Source organism: Aeromonas sp. Y289-2 (assembly GCF_027705925.1).
Taxonomy (GTDB): Bacteria; Pseudomonadota; Gammaproteobacteria; order Enterobacterales; family Aeromonadaceae; genus Aeromonas; species Aeromonas veronii.
The window spans coordinates 35,788-55,102 of record NZ_JAPDCH010000005.1; the positions used below are offsets into that span (position 1 = coordinate 35,788).

The window sequence follows — 19,315 nt, forward strand, 5'->3', positions numbered from 1 at the left end:
ATGCATCTCATCCCATAACAACGGGGGGCCGCAACTGCGGGCCCCGTTGTGTTTGGTGCGCTATCTTCGCGCACCTCGAATTCATATCTCTGAGGCTTCCAGCCAGCCTTATCCCCGCTGGTCAGCCAGCGCCACCAGCTGCTCCGCCAACCGGTGACCGTGCAGGTAGGAGGCGATCAGCTCGCTATCCGCTTTGCCCGATTCAATCTGCTGATACCAGTGCGCCAGCATGGCGGCAAAGCCGCGCTGGGCCAGCACCGGCTGCCAGTCGTTGGGGCTAAGCATCTGCGCCTGCTTGTCGCGGGCGATGCTGCCGCGAGTGCAGTTCTCAAGGTGCAGGGAGAGGTTGTCGCCGTAGGCATCGATGCGCTCCTCGGTGATCCCGGCGCTGCGGTTCATGCTGCCGCTGATGGCACGATCGCCGCTCTGCCAGCTGACGCTCACCCCGGCCAACAGGCTGTTGTCCTGCGCACAGGGGCGCAATACCGCATGAAAGTCGCCGACCGGCACGCCACCATAAAAACAGAGGCTGTCGAGCACATGGATAAAGTCGTCGAACATAAAATCCCGTGCCTTGCCGGGCAGGGCGAAGCGATGTTTCTGCCAGTTCAGCTCGGTGAGCGGCTGGGCCCGCGCCTCGACCATGGCGGGCAGATAGCGGCGGTTGAAGCCGGTAAAGAGGGCGCAATCTTGCGCGATGGCGAGGTTGGCCAGCGCCTCGGCCTCGGCCAGATTGTCGCACAGGGGCTTGTCGACAAAGGTGGGGATCCCCGCACGCAGGCACTGCTCGGCCAGCTCGCGGTGAACGGCGGTCGCGGCGTGGATCATCACGGCGTCGGGGCGGCTGACCAGCATGGCCGCCACATCGGTAAAGCACTCAGCGACCCGATATTGGCGGGCGAGCTGCTCCAGCACCGATGGATTGCGGGTACAGAGCAGCGGGGTGATCCGCTCGTCGCTCGCCAGCAGCGGCAGATAGGCTTTCTGGGCGATATCCCCCAGACCAATCATGGCAATGCGCATCTCAACTCCTTTTCACTCGATAACGGGACAAGCGGATAACTGCCCGCACCATCGCAGGATTTGTCCCGCAGATCCAGCCTGCCGTTAGCGCGCTGGCAGGCGTGTGCAGCTCTGTGCAAACGGCGATGTTATCTCGGCATGGCAAGATCGCAGACCGACTTGATTACCTCGGCCAGCCACTCGATGGCGAGATTGCCCTGACTTTTGCGGTGCCTGCCGACCACTACCTCGAACTGCTGCGGCGCCCCGGCCAGCTCCAGCACGCGAAAATCGCCGAGGGCGGCGATGGCCGACGGAATGCAGGCCGCCACGTCATTGACCGACATAAAGGCTTGCAGCGAGGTGTAACAGGGGAGCGTCGCCACCGCCGCGCTGGCAACCTGCTGCGGGCTCATCTGCCCTTCGAAATTGCCGACGCTGTTGGCGAACTGCACAAAGGGGATGGCCGCCAGATCCTGCGGGGCGTTGTCCGGAAGATATCGGGAGTCGCGGCGCAGCACACAGCAGTAGTGATCCCGGCGCAGGGTGGCGCGCAGCAACCCCGGGTCGAGATAGGCATCAAAACCAATCACCAGATCGACCTCGCCGCTGGCCAGTGCGTCCAGATGCTGCTCGGCCTGAAAGTCCACCACATCGAGCCGGATGGAGGGCGCCTGACTGCGCAGAGCGCTCGCCAGCCTTGGAATAATGGCGAGCTGGGCATATTCGTTGGCCATCACCCTGAAGGTGCGCTCGCTGCTGGCGGGATCGAAGGGGGCGGCCACAAAGACTCCGTCGATATCGGCCAGGATCTGCTCGAACTTGGCGGCCAGCTGGCAGGCGTAGTCGGTCGGCTGCAACCCGGCGCTCTGGCGGATAAACAGCTCGGCGGGAAAGAGGTCGCGCAGCTTTTTCAGATGGCTGCTCACCCCCTGTTGGGAGATCTCCAGCAGCTCGGCCACCCGCGACACACTCTTGTATCTCACCAGCAGCACCAGCACCCGCATCTGCCTGATATCGATCTTCTCCACCCTCACCTCACCAATTAAAGTTGTATCACATACAAACCACCCATGATTTACATTGTATCAGTGGCTCTCTAACCTTGCAGCTCTTCCAGCAAAGCGAGGTTAACGATGAAAACAGTCATTCTGATTGGTGCTCAGGGGAAAATGGGGCAAGCCGCCCTCAGTGGTCTGGGCAAGCACAAGGTCATTACCGCCAGCCGCTCCGGCGAGGGATGTGATTTTCAGGTGGATATCACCAGCAGAGAGTCCATCGAGCGGCTCTACCAAAACGTGGGATCCTTCGATGCGGTGGTCAATACCGCCGGCTATTGCGAATACGCCCCCTTTGGCGAGATGAGCGACGAGCAGTGGCAAACCACCATCCAGAGCAAGCTGATGGGGCAGATCAATCTGGTCAATATCGGCCTCAACTACATCAATCAGGGGGGATCCTTCACCCTGATCTCCGGCATCCTCAATATCAAGCCGATCCCGCTGGCCATTGCCGATGCCACCACCAGCGGCGCCATCGATACCTTTGTCCAGTGCGTGGCCCACGAGCTGCCCCGCGGCATCCGCATCAATGTGGTCAACCCGACCGTACTGAAAGAGGCGTGGGACGTATATGGCGAGATGATGCCCGGCTTCCAGCCGGTGCCGGGCGCTTTGGTCGGCAAGGCGTTTGAGCGCTCCGTCGATGGCTTTATTAGCGGCCAGGTGATCTATGTCGATGCCTGATCCGGTTCAGGTGTGACCCCAATGCCTTTGTAATTCCTTGTCGATGTTTTTCCTCTTCCCCGAAAGCTCTGCTCTCGGGGCTTTTTGCATAGAGGAACCGGAGTAGCGACAAAATATGATTTCATTTCGACGGCGGCACACAGATTTATGTCATCCGGGTCACTGTCAGAGCGGCCTCGTTTGGCTTACTATGGCGCTCTTGTCCCTGTTGCCGAGCAAAGGGACTATTTCAGGCCATATGCCGGAATGGATTACCGCTGACCAACGCCCTGTTTGGCCGCAGCTTATTGGCGCGGCCACTATTGCCTGTGCGCTATCGGCACTTATAAAACGCGTTATTTATGGATGTATAACGATGAAATCATCAATTGCACTCAAAGCCTTGTCGCCCTATATATTCGCAATATTGTCAGTTGGACTGATGTCCAGCGGATATCATGCGCTGCCGATCTATTGCGGCCTGGCCATTGTCCTCTATCCGGTGCTGGTTGCCATGCTGGCGGACGAGTGGGAAAAACAGGGATTGGTCTATCGCGAATCGACCCAGGTCGAGGTTGATGTCAATGTGCGCGGGATCCTTATCAAGGAGCAGAGACGGCATCTGGAGAACCTCTACTTTGCCTCGCCGGACGTGATGCAGACCAAACTCACCAGCCTCGCCCGCCTCAAACTGCTGTTCTGCGGCGCCATGTTTGCCGTGTCGCTCTATGAATTCGCGCAGCAAGCCGAGGCACAATTTGCCCTGCCCGCCGTCAATCTGCTGGATATCAATCTGCTGGATATATCCGGCCTGTTGATCGGCCTTGGCGCCGTGCTGTTTCTCGGCCACTGTGCGAGAAAAAGCCTCTCTCTCTATGGGACCTGTCGCCATAAAAACTATCTGGTGCAGAGTCATAACGAACCCGGCGTCCAGCTCTATAGCGCAGCCATTTCTACCAAGGCGGCAAACCTGCAAGTGACCCATACCCGCATGTTCGATGCCATATTGGCGTGGTATTGAGCAACCCTTAATTGGCAACCTTTAATTGCCTCCCCTTTGGATCAAGATGGCGGGGCAGGAGGTAAGGCAATAAGGCCCATCCCAACAGCGCTCACTGACCACTCAGCCGTGACAGGCGCAGTGGTTGGTTGAGCCTCTATTACCCTCCCTATAGCCATCCTCTGCCCCTCCCCTTGCTTACTGCTTTATCAGAAGTCATCAGCCTGTCATCTGGCTGACATCCCGCGGTCATTTTCAAGTCATAGAGTTTTTCACTTATTTTTCATATGGATAGATAAGGAACATCATGACTTTCCCGCGCTCTTCTTATGTGGCTGTGGCCGTCTCGCTGGTCTTGCTTGGCGGCTGCCAGTCAGAGAACGAATCGTCTACCGACAGCCAGGGCAAAACCGCCTATCAATACAGCACCAAAGCGGTCTACAGCCCGCAGCAGCAGGCGGAGAGCTACGAGCCAGCGCCTCAGGGGTTCAGCCCGGTCTTTACCGAGATGGTGGCGCGCCACGGCTCGCGCTCCCTCTCCAGCCCGAAATATGACGTGCTGACCAAGCTGGTATGGGAAGAGGCGCAGCGTCAGGGGGCGCTCACCACTCTCGGGCAGGGGCTGGGAGGCAAGGTCGATCTGGTGACGGCCGCCAACCAGAAACTGGGCTATGGCCTGCTCTCGGCGCTGGGCAAGGAGGAGCACGCCAATCTCGCCACCCGGCTGGCGGCGCGGCTGCCGACCCTGCTCAACAGCAGCGAGCCCCACTGCATCAAGGTGGTCACCTCGGGCAAGGACAGGGCCAACGAAAGCGCCTTCTACTTTATGGAGAGCCTCAAGCGCAGCGTGAACTATGTCAGCGACTCGGCGCAGTGCTACCTCACGCAGAATGACCCCTCGAAGATCGACAAAAAGCTGGTCAACAAGTTCGAGCTCTACTTCCACAAGACCACGCCCGAGGGGGATTACGCCCGCTACCTGCCCGCCTATGAGAGCTACCAGCGCTTTATCGGCGACGAAGATGCCGGAATCGCCCCGGCCCCCGAGCTGGCCAGGGCGCTGGATCAGCTTAAAAACCTGAGCAAGACCAAAGAGATGGCCCGCAGCATGCTGGAGCGTATCTACAGCAAGGGCTTTGTCGACTATCTGGCGGGCGGCGTCGAGTTTGTCGCCGTCAACCCGGAGGATGGCGGCATGACCTATGTGCGCGACGAAGTGGATGCCGCCCTGATGCTCTACAACCTCTTTATCATCGGCCCCGGCATGATCCGCGAAGCGCAGGCACAGGGCAGCGAACCCTGGGCGCTGGAGCAGTTCCTCACTCCACAGGAGTCTGCCTGGTTCTCCTACCTCTCCGATGCGGAAGATTTCTACGAAAAGGGGCCGAGCTTTGCCAACCAGAGTGCCCCCTACGCCATTGCCCAGCCGCTGCTCGACGGCCTGTTTGGCGAGGTGCAGCGTCAGGTGGTGGAAGGCGAGCAGAGTAGACGGGCCACCCTGCGCTTTGCCCACGCCGAAGCCATTATCCCCCTCGCCGCCCTGATGAAGCTGGAAGGGAGCCGTCAGGGGGCCAGCCCGGATCAGCTGTTCAGCCAGCAGAACAACGAGTGGCGCGGCGGCTGGGTCTCCCCCTATACCGCCAATATTCAGTGGGATATCTACCAAAACGGGCAGCGGCAGGTGCTGGTCAAGATGCTCTACAACGAAAAGGAGATCGCCTTTAAAACAGGCTGCCAGCCCTACCAAAGCGGCAGCCACTACTACGACTTCGAGGAGCTCAAGCGCTGCTACGGCTATAACGGCTAACCCTTCGCGCACTGGATATGGCAATCACTAGGGGCGACCAGCAGGTCGCCCCTATTCACTCCCCTTCCCTGCTTGCCAGAGATGAATATGGCTATAAAGCCGCCTTCCAGTTCCATTTGCTGATCAAGCGCAAAAAATGATTAATTTCTGACAATTTAATCACTTAAAGGCTCGCGTCGTAAACCTTGCTTGGCTTAACATCCCCATACGGTGCTTATTAATCAGCAATTGGTACCTGCACTGCTGGTTAATTGAGCATTGTGAAATGCTGTAATCCACGGGCATTAGCGTGGGACTCGCTAGCATTATTCCTGCTCAGAAGGGTGGGTGTCTCAGGTTTTATCTTTTCATATGACAATAGGTTACAGAAACAAGTGGTAAGGAGGATGGTTTGGCAAGGCGGGGTAGTCTTTTAAGTTTATCTATCAAAGTCGCTAAGGCAATTGACAGAGCCGGTAAGCAGGCTGCTAGGGAATCAGCGCGTAGACAAAAGTCTGCCGAACGCGAAAATGCCAGAGCAGAAAGAGAATATCAAAAATTTTTAAGAGAACAGGAACGAGATGCAATTCGTGCTGAAAAGGAAAAATTTGCACTGGCTAAAAAAGCTGAAAAATTGAGTATTGCTCAGGCAAAGGAAAGATTAAAAGATGAACTTTCTGATGCCCAAGGCGAATATGAAGACAGATGCTTAGAGCGTGCGACTCTGCGCCAACAATTTATCAGTTTACAACTAAGGTAGAAAAATGGAACACATGCTTTTAGCCATTATCATTGGTGCAATTGCAGCTATATTGATTGGCTATTTCATTCTCAAATTAAAACATAACAAGGAGCTGGCTAAATATAAGGCTGATGTTGATGCTAAGCTTGGCGAGCATACAAGTCTTGAGACAGAGTTGTCGCAATTAAAAGAGAGCCTTACATCGCTAAAAAGTGATTTGTATAACGATACAAAAGAACTAGAGCAGGTCAGAATTGAGACGGAAGAGCTGAGGGCACTTAAAGCAGATGAAGCCCAGCTTTTAGAAAGAATCAGAGAAGCAACTGAACAAAATAACAAACAGAGTGAGGAAAAGGATCGGCTTTCATTAGAAATAGCAAAGCTCAATGTTGATGTGAAAAATCTGATGGGAATGCTTGACCTATACTCTCGATTGGACGAATTCACGTCTGTTGGGCATTTTGAAAATCCAGAGTATCTCTATGAAACATCAGCTAGATTTTCAGAAGAAATAAAATACATCCGAAGCCAACAAAAAGATCTAATTAGAGATAAAAATGCGATAACGTATCCTGTCACTCTGATCATTGCGAATGACAAATCATTAAACAAAAAGATTCTCGATGGTCAAATAAAGCTAATGCTAGCGGCATTTAATATTGAGTGTGATTTCTTGATTGGGAAGGTGAGTCCTAGTAACTTCGCCCGAACCTTGCAGAGAATAGAAAGTCTTGCCAACACAATAGAAAAGTCAGCAGCAACATTGAAGTGTGGCTTTAATATTAGTTATGTAGAATTGAAATTTGAAGAGTGCAAGCTTCAGTATCAATACACCTTGAAAAAACAAGAAGAGGCTGATGAGCAAAGAATCATAAAAGAACAGATCCGCGAAGAACAGCGTGCAATTAAAGAGTATGAGCGAGCTATTGCTGAGGCTGAAAAGGAAGAGCGTATCTATAGGGATCTATTGAGCAAGGCTCGAGAAGAATTGTTGAAAACCTCTGAAAGCGAAAGGGCATTTGCAGAGCAGAGAATAGCTGAGCTTGAACAACAGCTACTTGAGGCAGAGATGAAAGAGGCTCGAGCCAAAAGCATGGCTGAACAAACTCGTAAAGGCCATGTATACGTCATCAGTAATATTGGTTCATTTGGTGAGGATATCTATAAAATTGGCTTAACTAGGAGACTAGATCCGATGGATAGAGTTAAAGAGTTAGGTGATGCTAGTGTGCCATTTTCTTTTGATGTTCATGCTATGATTTATTCCGATGATGCTCCGGCGTTGGAGGCAGCTTTACATCGTGAATTTAGAGCTCATCGAGTGAATGCAGTAAATCTGAGGAAAGAATTCTTCCAAGTAGACTTGTTGTCGATAAAGGATGCTGTGGATACTATTGTTGATATTGATAGTGAGTTTAAATTAACAGCATTGGCAGAGGAGTATTATGAGAGCTTGCGCCTTCAAACTGTTGAACTGGTTGCTTAATGCAGTAGTTTAATAATTAACTTACATTACATGTTAATAATTAAAAATCATTCTTTTTAATATATAAAAATAATAATGACATTAATTTTTAAACTAAAAAAGGCGACCATCCGGTCGCCTTTTTATTTCTATCACTTTCAATCAGAAAAACTTACCGGGCCGGTCGCTTGGCTCCATTGCCTTTGGCCGCAGGCTTGCCGCCTTGAGCAGCGGATTTGGCACCCGGCTTGGCAGAGCCGGCGCGGGTCGGCGCCTTGCCCTTATGAGCGGGTTTTCCGGCAGGTTTACCCTTACCAGCACTCTTGCCTTCGCCCTGTGCGGCCGATTTGCCATTAGCCGCGCCTTTGTGCAGCTGGGAACCCACCGGTTTGCCGCCCGTCGGCTTGTTGCCTGTGCCATTGCCACGCTGGTGACTGATGTTGCTGTGACGGGTCAGGGCCGGTTTCAGCCCCTTGCCGCTGGCGGCGCGCTCGTTGCGCCCTTCCGCTGGCACCAGACAGCCGGGGCCATTGCCAATCAGGTGGCCCTTACCCATGGCGAGCAGGGCTTCGCGGATCATCGGCCAGCCTGCGGGGTCGTGGTAGCGCAGCAGCGCCTTGTGCAGGCGGCGACGGCGCTCGCCCTTGGCAACAAACACATCGCCACCGGTGCGGCTCACCTTGTTTAACGGGTTTTTCTCCGTGTAATACATGGTGGTGGCGTTGGCGAGCGGCGACGGATAGAAGTTCTGCACCTGATCGAGCTTGAAGCGGTTTTCTTTGACCCAGAGCGCCAGATTGATCATGTCTTCATCCGTGGTGCCCGGGTGGGCGGAGATGAAGTAGGGGATCAGATACTGCTGCTTGCCCGCCTCTTTGGAGTATTTGTCGAACAGCTCCTTGAACTGGTAGTAGCTGCCCATGCCCGGCTTCATCATCTTGGAGAGCGGCCCCTCCTCGGTGTGTTCCGGCGCGATCTTGAGGTAGCCGCCGACGTGGTACTTGGCCAGCTCCTTGATATAGCGAGGATCTTCGACCGCGATGTCGTAACGCACGCCGGAGGCGATGAGGATCTTCTTGATCCCCTTGAGGTCGCGCGCCTTGCGATAGAGGTTGATGGTCGGGCTGTGGTCGGTGTCCATGTGCGGGCAGATGGTGGGCCAGACACAGGAGGCGCGACGGCAGGTCTGCTCGGCCTTGGGGCTCTTGCAGCGCAGCTTGTACATGTTGGCAGTGGGGCCGCCCAGATCCGAGATGACACCGGTAAAGCCCGGCACCTTGTCGCGGATATCTTCAATTTCTTTCAAGATCGACTCTTCCGAGCGGCTCTGGATGATGCGCCCTTCGTGCTCGGTGATGGAGCAGAAGGAGCAGCCACCAAAGCAGCCGCGCATGATGTTGACCGAGGTCTTGATCATCTCGAAGGCGGGGATCTTCTCGTTGCCATAGGCCGGGTGCGGCACTCGCTGGTAGGGCAGGCCGAATACGCCGTCCATCTCCTCGGTTTCCAGCGGGAAGGCGGGCGGGTTGACCCAGACGATGCGATCGCCGTGGGCCTGCGACAGGGCGCGGGCACAGCCGGGGTTGGTCTCGTGGTGCAGAATGCGCGAGGCGTGGGCGTAGAGCACCTTGTCCTCTTTGACCCGCTCGAACGCCGGCAGCTTCACATAGGTTTTTTCCCACGGTTTGGGCTTGGGCGGCTGCACCAGCACAGGCTGGGCTTCCTGCGCGGCAGGGGCCGCGTCGGTGGCATCATCCGAGCAGGGTGCCCCTTCCATATAGGGGTTGGGGATGGGATCGATGCGGCCAATCTGGTCGAGCTTGCTCGAATCCACCCCTTTCCAGCCCGGCAGCGGCTCCTTGCGGATGACGGCGGTGCCGCGAATATCCTGCATGGTCTCGATGCTCTCCCCCGCCGCGATGCGGTGGGCCACTTCCACCAGCGGCCGCTCGGCGTTGCCGTAGATCAGGATATCGGCCTTGGCATCGAGCAGGATGGAGCGGCGGATGGTCTCGGACCAGTAGTCGTAGTGGGCGATGCGGCGCAGGGAAGCCTCGATGCCGCCGATGACGACGGGGACCTCCTTGAAGGCCTCCTTGCAGCGCTGGGTATAGACCAGAGTCGCGCGATCCGGCCGCTTGCCACCCACATCCCCCGGGGTGTAGGCGTCGTCGTGGCGCAGCTTCTTGTCGGAGGTGTAGCGGTTGATCATGGAGTCCATGTTGCCCGCGGTCACCCCGAAGAAGAGATTCGGTTTGCCCAGACGCATAAAGTCATCCTTCGATGACCAGTCCGGCTGGGCGATGATGCCGACCCGAAAGCCCTGCGCCTCAAGCATCCGGCCGATGACCGCCATGCCGAAGCTCGGGTGATCCACGTAGGCATCCCCCGTCACCAGAATGACGTCGCAGCTGTCCCAACCGAGCTTGTCCATCTCTTTGCGGGACATGGGCAGGAAGGGCGCAGTGCCGTAGCACTCGGCCCAATAGCGGGGATAGGAGAAAAGGTTGGGTACCGGCTGCATTTTGAACACCTGGAAAAATTCGGGTCGCGCATTATACCGGTTGCGGCCAAGGGGAGCGATGGCTTTTTGTCCCTATAGATCCCGCGGAATAGGCTGCCGCCCGCAATAGCAAGGGCGCCCGCAGGCGCCCTTGTGATGATGAGGCTGATAACCGGCCCCCGCTTGAGCGCGCAGGTCAGGGTTCAGGCCAGGATTGAGGCCAAGGCGCTGATCAGGGCGCCGGAGGGTGCGACTCCCCTGCCCCTTTGGCGGCCAGCGCTTCGTCTACCTGTTGATCCCGCGCCCCTGTCATGCCGGCGTGACGGGCGATCAGATGGTAGATGGCGGGCACCACCAGCAGAGTGACTAGGGTTGCCAGCGACAATCCGAAGAAGACCACTGTCCCCACCGCCATCCGGCTCTCGTAACCCGCCCCCATGGAGAGCATCAGCGGCACAGCGCCGATAATGGCGGTCAGCGAAGTCATCAGGATGGGGCGCAAGCGGCGCACCGAGCCTGCGATGATCGCCTCCTCGAACCCTTCGCCGCGCTGGCGCAGCTGGTTGATGAACTCGACGATGAGGATGCCGTTCTTGGTCACCATGCCGATCAGCATGATCATCCCGATCTGGCTGTAGATGCTCATCTCCTGCCCCGTCAGCCAGAGGCCAAGCAGGCCGCCGAAGATACCGAGCGGCACAGTCACCATCACCACCGCCGGGGTCAGGGTGCTCTCGAACTGGGCCACCAGCACCAGATAGACCACCAGCAGGGCGAGGCCAAAGACCAGCACCATCTCCCCCTGATTGTCGCGGTAATCCTTGGAATCACCGGCGTAATCCACCGTCATACCGGTGGGCAGGTTGGCGTTGGCCCAACCATCGAGGAAATCAAGTGCCTCACCCAGGGTGTGATCGGGGTGCACATCGGCGGTCAGGGAGATCGCCTTTTGCCGCTGGTAGTGGTTGAGGCGGTTGGCAGTCGCCACCTGCTTGACGGTCGCCAGAGTCGAGAGACTGACCATCTCGCCATTGGCGGCCTTCAGGTAGATGCGGCCAAGATCCGAGATGCCGTTGAACTCGGTCTGGTTGCCGCGCAGGTAGACGTCATACTCCTCGCCCCTGTCCACATAGGTGGTCTTGCTCGCCCCGCCCAGCAGGGTCTGCAAGCTGTTGGCCACGGTGGAGACAGGAATGCCGAGCTGGCTGGCGCTGTCGCGATTGATGGTCACCTGCAGCTCGGGGGTCTTCTCGGCGTAGTCGAGATCCGGGCTCAGCATCAGGCCGCTGCCCTGCGCCGCCTGTTGCAGCGCCAACCCTTGCTGGTAGAGCTCGGCATAGTCGTTACCCTGCAGCACGAACTGCACCGGTGCGGTGGAGCCGCCTCGGAAACCGGGCTGGAAGGTGCGGATCATCACATCGGGAATGCCGGAGAGCTTGGCACCCAGCGAGCGGGAGAACTCGGTGGCGGTGACGTCGCGCTCGGCCCAGTCGGTGAGCTGGATGATCACCATACCGGTCTGATCGCCGCCACGGCCAAAGGCGGGGGTGCTGAAGCTGAGCGCCTGCACCACCCCTTTGCCCAGCATCGGCATGATGGCGGACTCCACCTGCTGCATGTTGCGCTTCATCCGCTCGATGCTGGTCCCCTCTGCCCCCTTGACGAAGACATAGATGACGCCGCGATCCTCGGTCGGGGTAAGGCTGGTCGGCAGCTGGGCAAAGAGGGCCCCGATACCGCCCAGACAGAGCAGCAGCACCAGCGGCGTCCAGCGGGAGCGACGCAGCACCCACGCCAGCAGGTGACGATAGTGCCCCTCCAGCCAGCCGAGCCCGCGGTCGAGCCCGGCGGTCAGCCGGTTCGGTTTATCCAGCGGGCGCATCAACCAGGAGCCCATGGCCGGGGTCAGGGTCAGCGCCACCAGCGAGGAGCAGAGCACCGCAAGCGAAAGCAGAATCGCAAACTCGGTAAAGAGCCGCCCCACCATGCCATCCATAAAGGCGATGGGGACAAACACCATCACCAGCACGGCGGTGGTGGCGATGACCGCAAAGCCCACTTCGCGGGTGCCGTGCCAGGCGGCCAGCAGGGGCGGTTCACCCCGCTGCAGATGGTGGTGGATGTTCTCCACCACCACGATGGCATCATCCACCACCAAGCCGATGGCGAGAATAAGGGCCAGCAGGGTGATGAGGTTGATGGAAAAGCCGAAATACCAGGCGCCGATAAAGGCTGATATCAGCGATACCGGCACCGTAATGGCAGGAATAAGCGTGGTGCGCCCCTGCCCGAGGAACAGATAGAGCACTGCCACCACCAGCACGGCGCAGATGGCCAGGGTCTCGTACACCTCGTCGATGGCCTGCTTGATAAAGATGGTGGAGTCGTAATCCACCTCGAGCTTGGCCCCCTCCGGCAGGAAGCGCTGCATCTCACCGAGTTTCTTCTCGATCCCCTGCGCGACAGCCAGCGGGTTGGCGGTGGACTGGGCGACGATGCCGATACCCAGACTCTCTTTGCCGTTGCGCTGATAGGCGCTGTCTTCGTTCTTGGCTCCCACCGCCACGTCGGCGATATCGGCCAGATAGACGCTCTGGCCGTTGGCGGCTGTGGTGACTTGCAGTTGCTGAAAATCTTCCGCTGTGTGGTAGAGACGGGCGATCTGCACCGCCATGGTCATGGAGTTGTTGCGGATCTCGCCGCCCGGCAGCTCGATGTTCTCGCGCTTGAGGGCCTCTTCCACATCGCTCACCGTGATGCCTCGGGCCGCCATGTCGGCCGGGCGCAACCGTACATACATCACCTGAGTCAGATCGCCGGAGAGCGCCACTTCGCTCACCCCGTCCACCAGACTCAAGGGGTCGACCAGCACCCGGTTGGCGTAGTCGGTCATGGCGGTGCGATCCATCTGGCTGCTGCTGAAGTTGAGCCAGATCGCCACATCGCCGTTGCCGCTATCCTTGGTCACCAGCGGCTCGTCCACATCATCGGGCAGCCGTGGCCGCGCGCGAGAAAGGGCATCGCGCACATCGGAGATCCCCTCCACCATGTTCCAGCCGAGCTTGAACTCGACGGTGATCATCGAGCGACCCTTGCGGGTCATGGAGTTGATGTTCTTGATGCCGCTGATGCCGGAGAGCTGATCCTCGATGGGCTTGGTGACCTGACTCTCCATCACCGAGGGGGCAGCCCCCTCATAGGTGGTGGTGATGGAGACCGAGGGGATCTGCACATCGGGCATCTCCCGCACCGTCAATTTGCTGAAGGCGACCAGACCAAACACGGTCAGCAGGGCGCTGAGCACCACCGCCACCAGCGGGCGGCGAACTGAGATATCGGAGAGCCACATCAGCCGTTCACCTCGGCCAGATCACGCACCTGCACCCCATCACGCAGATTGACCAGCCCCTCGACCACGATGCGATCGCCGACCTTCAGCCCCTCGGTGACCCAGACGGTCTCCCCTTCGGTCTCGCCGAGCACTACAGGCACCCGCTTGACCCGGCCATCGGCCTCGAGACGGTAAACAAAGCGCTGCTCACCAGCGTACTCTACCGACTGGGCGGGGATCAGGGTGAGCTGCTGGGCGGGCAGTGCCAGCTCCACATTGAGCAACATGCCCGGGCGCAACTGGCCATTGCCATTGGGGATCATCACCCGCGCCTTGATGTTCTGAGTATCGTTTGAAATGCGGCTATCTAGAGTGGTCAGAGTGCCGTTGAATTGCTGATCCGGCCAGGCAGTGCTGGTGGCGGTGACCGCCATGCCCGGGCGCAGCAGGGAGAGGTAACGCTCCGGCACCGCCAGATCGAGGCGCAGTTTGTCCAGTTCATCGAGATGCAGCAGGGTGTCGCCGCTGCCCACCAGCGCCCCTTCACTCAAGTCAATCAGACTCACGGTACCGGCAAAGGGCGCCTGCAGGGTACGCAGGGAGAGCTCGTAGCGGGCGGCATCGAGGCGAGCTTGCACCTGGGCCACGGTGGCCTCCTGCCCCTCCAGCTCGGATTGGGTCACGGCGCCACGGGCCACCAGCTTGCGCATATCACTCAGCTTGCGGTTCTCGTCGCGCAGACTGGCGCTCTGCTCGGCCAGCTCCGCCTGCTGCTTGCCCGCATCCAGCGCGATCAGGGTCTCCCCCTTCGCCACGCTCTGACCAGATTGCACCGCAATCTTGACGATGCGACCGGTCACTTCGGGGCTGATGATGACAGAACGATTGGCCGCCAGCTTGCCCACCAGCTTGAGGGTCGGCTCGGCCAGACTCTGTTTGACGGTTTGAGTGCGGATATTGACCTGTCTGGTCGGTGCTTTGGCGGCGGGTTCGCTGTGACGCAGCGCCCAGACGCCGGCAACCACGATTAGAAGAAGGCCCAAGCCGAGCCAGATACGCATTTTCATCGAACAGTCCATGAAGAGTGAGAGGGTAAATCCAGATTGGGGCCATTTTAGCCCCAGACTATGCCGTGACTATGTATAAATGTGACAAAACGTAACAAGAGCGGGATAAGCTCACTCTGTTTCAGGTCGCGCCGTTTGTTTTCACGCCACATCGCATACACTAACGACAATTTCCTTCGCAACCCGACTGACTGCCTATGCCCAAAATGTCTGACCACCGCTTTCTCACACGCCTGACCTGGCTCCTGTTCGCCGTGGTCATCCTGCTGATTGGTCTGACCTTGCGGCAAAGCCTGAAACAGATAGAACGCCTCTACCAGAGCGATACCCTCAACAGCGCCATCTACCTGCGGGATCGGTTCAAACAGACCGAAGTGTTTCTGGAGGCGATGCGCGGGCAGGCCGAAGAGCGACTGCGCAGCGACCCCCAGTCGGTGCTCACCCGCCAGCTCTATCGCCATATCGAGGTACTGCCAGAGGGGCTGGCCCTCGACAAGCTCCCCGGCGATTTACCAGCCGGACTGGCGGGCAACCTCACCGGTGACGGCCCGCTGCCGCCCCCCGGCAGTGCGCGGGAGGCGCAACTTCATTTGGCCCTGAGCCTCTCCCCCTTGCTGGCCACCGCCAGCCAGCGCCTGGGCAGCGAGATCGCCTGGGCCTACTTCACCGGCGTGGACAACTTTATCTACCTCTATCCCTGGATCCCCTCCAGCCAGTTTCGTTTTGCCCGCAGCATCTATGACAAGCACTACTGGCAGGATGCGCTGATGTCACCCAACCCAAGCCGGGACACCATTCTCTCCCGCCCCTACGAAGATTTTGCCGGACTGGGCACCATGGTCACCATGTCCCAGCCTCTCTACAAGGACGGCTCGCTGGTAGGGATGATCAGCATGGACATCCTGCTCTCACGCTTGCAATCGCAGCTCAATCAACTGGCGCCGGCGCTGGGTGAGTATCTGCTGCTCAATCAGTACCATCAGGTGCTGGCCAGCAGCGCACATCAGCCCGTGGTGCCGCAAGACCCCGAGCCGACCGACGAATACCAGTGGCAACAAGGGGCATTGCAGCTGACCATGGCAATCCCAGATACCCCGTTGCGACTGGTGCACAACGTCACCCTGATGCCGCTGGTGTGGGCCATGCTCTGCCAGTCCACGCCGACCCTGCTCGCCATCCTCTTTATGCTGCTGGCCGCCCTCTCCAACCTGAGATCCCATCGCCTCAACCAGCGGCTCAATTACCTCTCCTGCCACGATGCCCTCACCGGCGCCTTCAACCGCCACTATCTGGTGCTGCTGGAACAGGCGGGAGAGCTGTCCCGGTTGCAAGCGGGGATCCTGATGTTCGATGCGGATCACTTCAAACGGGTCAATGACAACTTCGGCCATGCCGTCGGCGATATCGTGCTGATCCGGCTGGTGCAGATCTGCCAGCAGCAGCTTAGACCCACAGATCACCTGATCCGCTGGGGTGGCGAAGAGTTTCTGCTGCTGATTGGCCGCGCAGATGCAACGCAGCTCGGCGAGCTGGCGGAGCGGCTGAGAAAGGCAGTGGCGGATCACGACTGGGCCGCCATCGAACCCGGGCTGGAGGTCACCATCAGCCTCGGCTATCTGCCCCACCAGGAGAGCCTTCCCCTGCACGAAGCGGTGCGCCGCGCCGATGTGGCGCTCTATCAGGCCAAGGCCAATGGTCGCAACCGCAGCGAAAGATGGCAGGGTGACTCCTCCTGACTCTCGGAGTAAGCTGAGCCCTCAACCCCTTTTTTGGAGGACTGTCGTGCCACGTAAACCCCGCGTAGGGCTCGCTCTCGGGAGCGGCGCCGCCAGAGGATGGGCCCATATCGGCGTCATCCGCGCCCTTGAACGCCTCGGCATCAAACCGGATTTGATCGCTGGCTGCTCCATCGGCAGCTTTGTCGGTGCCGCCTATGCCGCCGGAGAACTGGATCGGCTGGAAACCTGGGTGCGCGGCTTTACCCGCCTGCAGGTGGTCAGCCTGCTCGACCCGGCCCTCTCCGGCGGTCTGTTTCGCGGCGAAAAGGTGTTTGGTCTTGCCGCCAGCCATCTGGGGGATCCCGATCTCGAGAACCTGCCCATCCCCTTCGCCTGCATCGCCACCGAACTCGATACCGGCCGCGAGATCTGGCTGCAACAGGGCCCGCTGCGCCAGTCGGTGCGCGCCTCCTGCGGCATGCCGGGGATCCTAACCCCGACCCGGATCAACGACCGCTGGCTGGTCGATGGCGCCGTGGTCAATCCGGTGCCCATCTCGCTGGCCCGCGCCATGGGGGCCGAGGTGGTGATTGCGGTCAACCTCAACACCGATATGCACCAACCCTGGACCGACGAGCCGGATCAACCCGGCAGCGGCGGCCTGCTCAGCCAGTGGCTCAATCGCGGTGAATCGGCGCCAGCCACCCCGGGTCTGTGGAGCGTGATGAGTGGCTCCATCAACATCATGCAGGAGCGGATCACCCGCGCCCGGATGGCCGGTGACCCGCCGGAGATCCAGCTCTGCCCACGCCTTGGCAGCTTCTCCATCATGGATTTTCATCGTGCCAGCGATGCCATCAACGAGGGGGAAGCCTGCGTCGAGCGCAACCTCGATCAGCTCAAGGATGAACTGGGCCGCCTCGGGTTGCTGGGCAGTTAGTTGCCGACATGCTGTGGTTTACACATGAAAAAAGCGCCATTCGGCGCTTTTTTCAACTTACTTACCCGGTCACTCCTTACGGTAGAAGAGCAACCCGAGCAGAATCACCCCCACAGAGACCAGCAGATAGAGCCCCAGACTGGGATTGGTGATACCGCCATACAGAATGATGAGCGCGCCCAGGGTGGCACAGGTCGGGATCACGAACCGCTTTATCCAGCCCAACTCGGTAAAGGTGCGCATGTACCAGACATAGAGGAACAGATAGAGGCCATAAATCAGCACGATCGGCATCTCGTCCAGGGCGATGTAACGACCGAATGTCTCGTTGATGCTGCAGTACCACAACACTGAGTAGATCACCGACAACAACGCTGCCGCGAGGGCCGAGTTAATTGGCATGTGGTGATGCGGTTCGATACGGCTCATCCACTTGGGGGCAGGCCCCTGATTGCGGATCGCCAGCGAGTAGGGAATACGCATGGTCGCCAACACCAGACCATTGAGGGTTCCGAGGCAGGAGATAATCACGAACACGGTCAAAATGGTCGAGGCAGTCCCGCCAAACAGGCTGGTTGTCGCGAGATTTACCGCGTTATCCCCTTGCGCCACTATCTCGTCCGTCGGCAAGACGCTGGCGATCCCCAGAAAATAGGTGACATAGACCACAAAGACTATCAGGGTGCCAATCACCAGCGCTCTGGGCAGATTCTTCTTGGAATCGCGAATTTCGCTGTTGATGGTCACAGCGGCGATCCACCCCTCATAAGCGAAGGCGGTGGCAACCACGGCCGTGGCCAGAGTGCCTCCGGTGCTTCCTATCCCATCCATTGCCTGCACAAAGTTGGTCACGGTGACACCATTGAGCAAGCCTGAAATAGTGCCCACAATGGCAACCAGGATCAGCGGGATCAACTTGATCAGGGTAGAACCCACTTGCAGCTTGCCCGCCAGGATCGGGGTGTAGAAGTTGATCAGATAGGTGACCGTCATATAGACAGCCGCCAGTATCCAGGTCGCACCAGAGTTGGTCGGATTATCACTACCGAGCAAGATCATGGTGTAAAGAGCGGCGACCCAGGCAAGGATGGCAGAAAGAGGGGCGTAATAGAGTACGCCTTTGAACCACCCCACCAGATAACCAAACATTTTGCCGTATGCCGCTTCGGCATAATCGACGATACCGTTGGACTTTTCGATCCGCTGGGCAAACTCGGCAAACACCAGCGCGCCGAAGATCATCGAAAATGCCCCCAGCGCCCATGCCAGCAACGCAATGGCCAGATTACCGCCAGTCAGACGCAGTACATCATCGGCCTTGAAGAAGACACCGGAGCCGATCACCACGCCGACCACCATCGCAATGGCAGTCATCAGGCCATAGCGTTTATCCAACTCATTACTGCTCATACCCATACTCCATACGATTGCTCATATCATCCTGAATGTAATAGTGTTCGGGTGGCCAGATACCACCAGTGGCCCACTTTTTGGGGCCGCTTATTCTCGTTGGCCTGCATGGATAATTCAAAGCGTGTTAGATCAAAATATCGATCGGCAACCCAAAAAAATACCGCCCGAAGGCGGCATTTCTATTCACATCGATGATCACGCCTTGGCGAGGTCATCCGGGCCAATCTGGCCGATTTCGGCGACTTTCTTGTCTGCCAGCAGCCAGAGGGTGAACTTGTGCAGATCCGGGTGGTGCGCCAGGGCAACCAGGAAGGCGCCCCCAACTTCACGGTAACCCAGCTCGTAGTTTTTCAGCGTGGTGGGAGGAACACCCAGCAAATCTGCAAACTTCGGACGGCTCAAACCGACCGCTTCACGGATCTGACGGATCTTCTTGCCAACAGTGACGATATTTGAATTCATAATGTTCCATACTCCGTTTGGCGGATTTACTCCGCCTTTTATTTTTCGCGACGACTCGTAGTCAAGTGTATCAGTTTTGTTCGGACTCGTTATGGTCGAGCCTCTATCTTATGAGCGCCTTTCGGCGACAACCCTTGCCTTCAAGGGGGGATGGTAATCGCT

The 19,315-nt window shown here is 58.1% G+C and carries 14 protein-coding genes; 7 read left to right on the forward strand and 7 right to left on the reverse strand.

Annotated elements, in window-relative coordinates:
- Positions 1-108 precede the first annotated feature (108 nt).
- Together OKC43_RS09555 and OKC43_RS09560 are read right to left on the reverse strand one after the other, a co-directional pair.
- Positions 109-1,023 carry a Gfo/Idh/MocA family protein gene (locus tag OKC43_RS09555; RefSeq protein ID WP_236272822.1) on the reverse strand — a complete coding sequence of 305 codons (915 nt, stop codon included), beginning with the start codon at positions 1,021-1,023 and terminating at the stop codon, positions 109-111.
- A 128-nt stretch (positions 1,024-1,151) separates the two neighbouring features.
- Positions 1,152-2,033 (reverse strand): LysR family transcriptional regulator, encoded by an 882-nt coding sequence (locus OKC43_RS09560; protein WP_236272821.1) that lies wholly within the window; start codon positions 2,031-2,033, stop codon positions 1,152-1,154.
- Between the two features lie 105 nt (positions 2,034-2,138).
- On the opposite strand from OKC43_RS09560, the gene OKC43_RS09565 reads away from it, so the two are divergent.
- The 5 genes from OKC43_RS09565 to OKC43_RS09585 all read left to right on the forward strand — a co-directional run bounded on the left by OKC43_RS09565 (position 2,139) and on the right by OKC43_RS09585 (position 7,740).
- Positions 2,139-2,747: a short chain dehydrogenase gene (locus OKC43_RS09565; RefSeq protein ID WP_236272820.1), complete on the forward strand. Its 609-nt coding sequence runs from the start codon at positions 2,139-2,141 to the stop codon at positions 2,745-2,747.
- Between the two features lie 421 nt (positions 2,748-3,168).
- Positions 3,169-3,747, forward strand: a complete 579-nt coding sequence (locus OKC43_RS09570) for a hypothetical protein (RefSeq protein ID WP_236272819.1) — start codon at positions 3,169-3,171, stop codon at positions 3,745-3,747.
- Positions 3,748-4,033: 286 nt separating this feature from the next.
- The gene (locus OKC43_RS09575) at positions 4,034-5,533 is read left to right on the forward strand and encodes a histidine-type phosphatase (RefSeq protein ID WP_236272818.1); all 1,500 of its coding nucleotides are present in this window, start codon (positions 4,034-4,036) and stop codon (positions 5,531-5,533) included.
- A 391-nt stretch (positions 5,534-5,924) separates the two neighbouring features.
- Positions 5,925-6,272: a hypothetical protein gene (locus tag OKC43_RS09580; protein ID WP_236272817.1), complete on the forward strand. Its 348-nt coding sequence runs from the start codon at positions 5,925-5,927 to the stop codon at positions 6,270-6,272.
- 4 nt (positions 6,273-6,276) lie between these two features.
- The gene (locus tag OKC43_RS09585) at positions 6,277-7,740 is read left to right on the forward strand and encodes a DUF4041 domain-containing protein (protein WP_042052640.1); all 1,464 of its coding nucleotides are present in this window, start codon (positions 6,277-6,279) and stop codon (positions 7,738-7,740) included.
- A 151-nt stretch (positions 7,741-7,891) separates the two neighbouring features.
- Here OKC43_RS09585 and OKC43_RS09590 read toward each other — a convergent pair whose 3' ends face one another.
- The 3 genes from OKC43_RS09590 to OKC43_RS09600 all read right to left on the reverse strand — a co-directional run bounded on the left by OKC43_RS09590 (position 7,892) and on the right by OKC43_RS09600 (position 14,620).
- On the reverse strand, positions 7,892-10,243 hold the full coding sequence (locus tag OKC43_RS09590; protein WP_236272532.1) for a YgiQ family radical SAM protein: 2,352 nt from the start codon (positions 10,241-10,243) through the stop codon (positions 7,892-7,894).
- A 211-nt stretch (positions 10,244-10,454) separates the two neighbouring features.
- The gene (locus tag OKC43_RS09595; protein ID WP_270804013.1) at positions 10,455-13,571 is read right to left on the reverse strand and encodes an efflux RND transporter permease subunit; all 3,117 of its coding nucleotides are present in this window, start codon (positions 13,569-13,571) and stop codon (positions 10,455-10,457) included.
- Positions 13,571-14,620, reverse strand: a complete 1,050-nt coding sequence (locus tag OKC43_RS09600; protein ID WP_162517487.1) for an efflux RND transporter periplasmic adaptor subunit — start codon at positions 14,618-14,620, stop codon at positions 13,571-13,573. The genes OKC43_RS09595 and OKC43_RS09600 overlap by 1 nt, the downstream gene beginning before the upstream one ends.
- 197 nt (positions 14,621-14,817) lie before the next feature.
- Between OKC43_RS09600 and OKC43_RS09605 the strand changes: the two genes are divergently transcribed.
- Both OKC43_RS09605 and OKC43_RS09610 read left to right on the forward strand, forming a co-directional pair.
- Positions 14,818-16,356 (forward strand): sensor domain-containing diguanylate cyclase, encoded by a 1,539-nt coding sequence (locus tag OKC43_RS09605; RefSeq protein ID WP_236272530.1) that lies wholly within the window; start codon positions 14,818-14,820, stop codon positions 16,354-16,356.
- A gap of 46 nt (positions 16,357-16,402) precedes the next feature.
- On the forward strand, positions 16,403-17,278 hold the full coding sequence (locus OKC43_RS09610; RefSeq protein WP_005338362.1) for a patatin-like phospholipase family protein: 876 nt from the start codon (positions 16,403-16,405) through the stop codon (positions 17,276-17,278).
- Positions 17,279-17,347: 69 nt separating this feature from the next.
- Here the strand turns inward: OKC43_RS09610 and OKC43_RS09615 are convergent, their stop codons facing one another.
- Positions 17,348-18,688: an APC family permease gene (locus OKC43_RS09615; RefSeq protein ID WP_236272529.1), complete on the reverse strand. Its 1,341-nt coding sequence runs from the start codon at positions 18,686-18,688 to the stop codon at positions 17,348-17,350.
- 198 nt (positions 18,689-18,886) lie between these two features.
- Positions 18,887-19,153, reverse strand: a complete 267-nt coding sequence (locus OKC43_RS09620) for a helix-turn-helix domain-containing protein (RefSeq protein ID WP_005338367.1) — start codon at positions 19,151-19,153, stop codon at positions 18,887-18,889.
- Positions 19,154-19,315: the final 162 nt, after the last annotated feature.

What these genes read in the sequence shown, in the direction of transcription:
- OKC43_RS09615 (WP_236272529.1), bottom strand. Translation starts at nt 18,688, where the DNA reads ATGAGCAGTAATGAGTTGGATAAACGCTATGGCCTGATGACTGCCATT.
- OKC43_RS09570 (WP_236272819.1), top strand. Translation starts at nt 3,169, where the DNA reads ATGTCCAGCGGATATCATGCGCTGCCGATCTATTGCGGCCTGGCCATT.
- OKC43_RS09575 (WP_236272818.1), top strand. Translation starts at nt 4,034, where the DNA reads ATGACTTTCCCGCGCTCTTCTTATGTGGCTGTGGCCGTCTCGCTGGTC.
- OKC43_RS09585 (WP_042052640.1), top strand. Translation starts at nt 6,277, where the DNA reads ATGGAACACATGCTTTTAGCCATTATCATTGGTGCAATTGCAGCTATA.
- OKC43_RS09600 (WP_162517487.1), bottom strand. Translation starts at nt 14,620, where the DNA reads ATGAAAATGCGTATCTGGCTCGGCTTGGGCCTTCTTCTAATCGTGGTT.
- OKC43_RS09595 (WP_270804013.1), bottom strand. Translation starts at nt 13,571, where the DNA reads ATGTGGCTCTCCGATATCTCAGTTCGCCGCCCGCTGGTGGCGGTGGTG.
- OKC43_RS09555 (WP_236272822.1), bottom strand. Translation starts at nt 1,023, where the DNA reads ATGCGCATTGCCATGATTGGTCTGGGGGATATCGCCCAGAAAGCCTAT.
- OKC43_RS09590 (WP_236272532.1), bottom strand. Translation starts at nt 10,243, where the DNA reads ATGCAGCCGGTACCCAACCTTTTCTCCTATCCCCGCTATTGGGCCGAG.
- OKC43_RS09620 (WP_005338367.1), bottom strand. Translation starts at nt 19,153, where the DNA reads ATGAATTCAAATATCGTCACTGTTGGCAAGAAGATCCGTCAGATCCGT.
- OKC43_RS09605 (WP_236272530.1), top strand. Translation starts at nt 14,818, where the DNA reads ATGCCCAAAATGTCTGACCACCGCTTTCTCACACGCCTGACCTGGCTC.
- OKC43_RS09565 (WP_236272820.1), top strand. Translation starts at nt 2,139, where the DNA reads ATGAAAACAGTCATTCTGATTGGTGCTCAGGGGAAAATGGGGCAAGCC.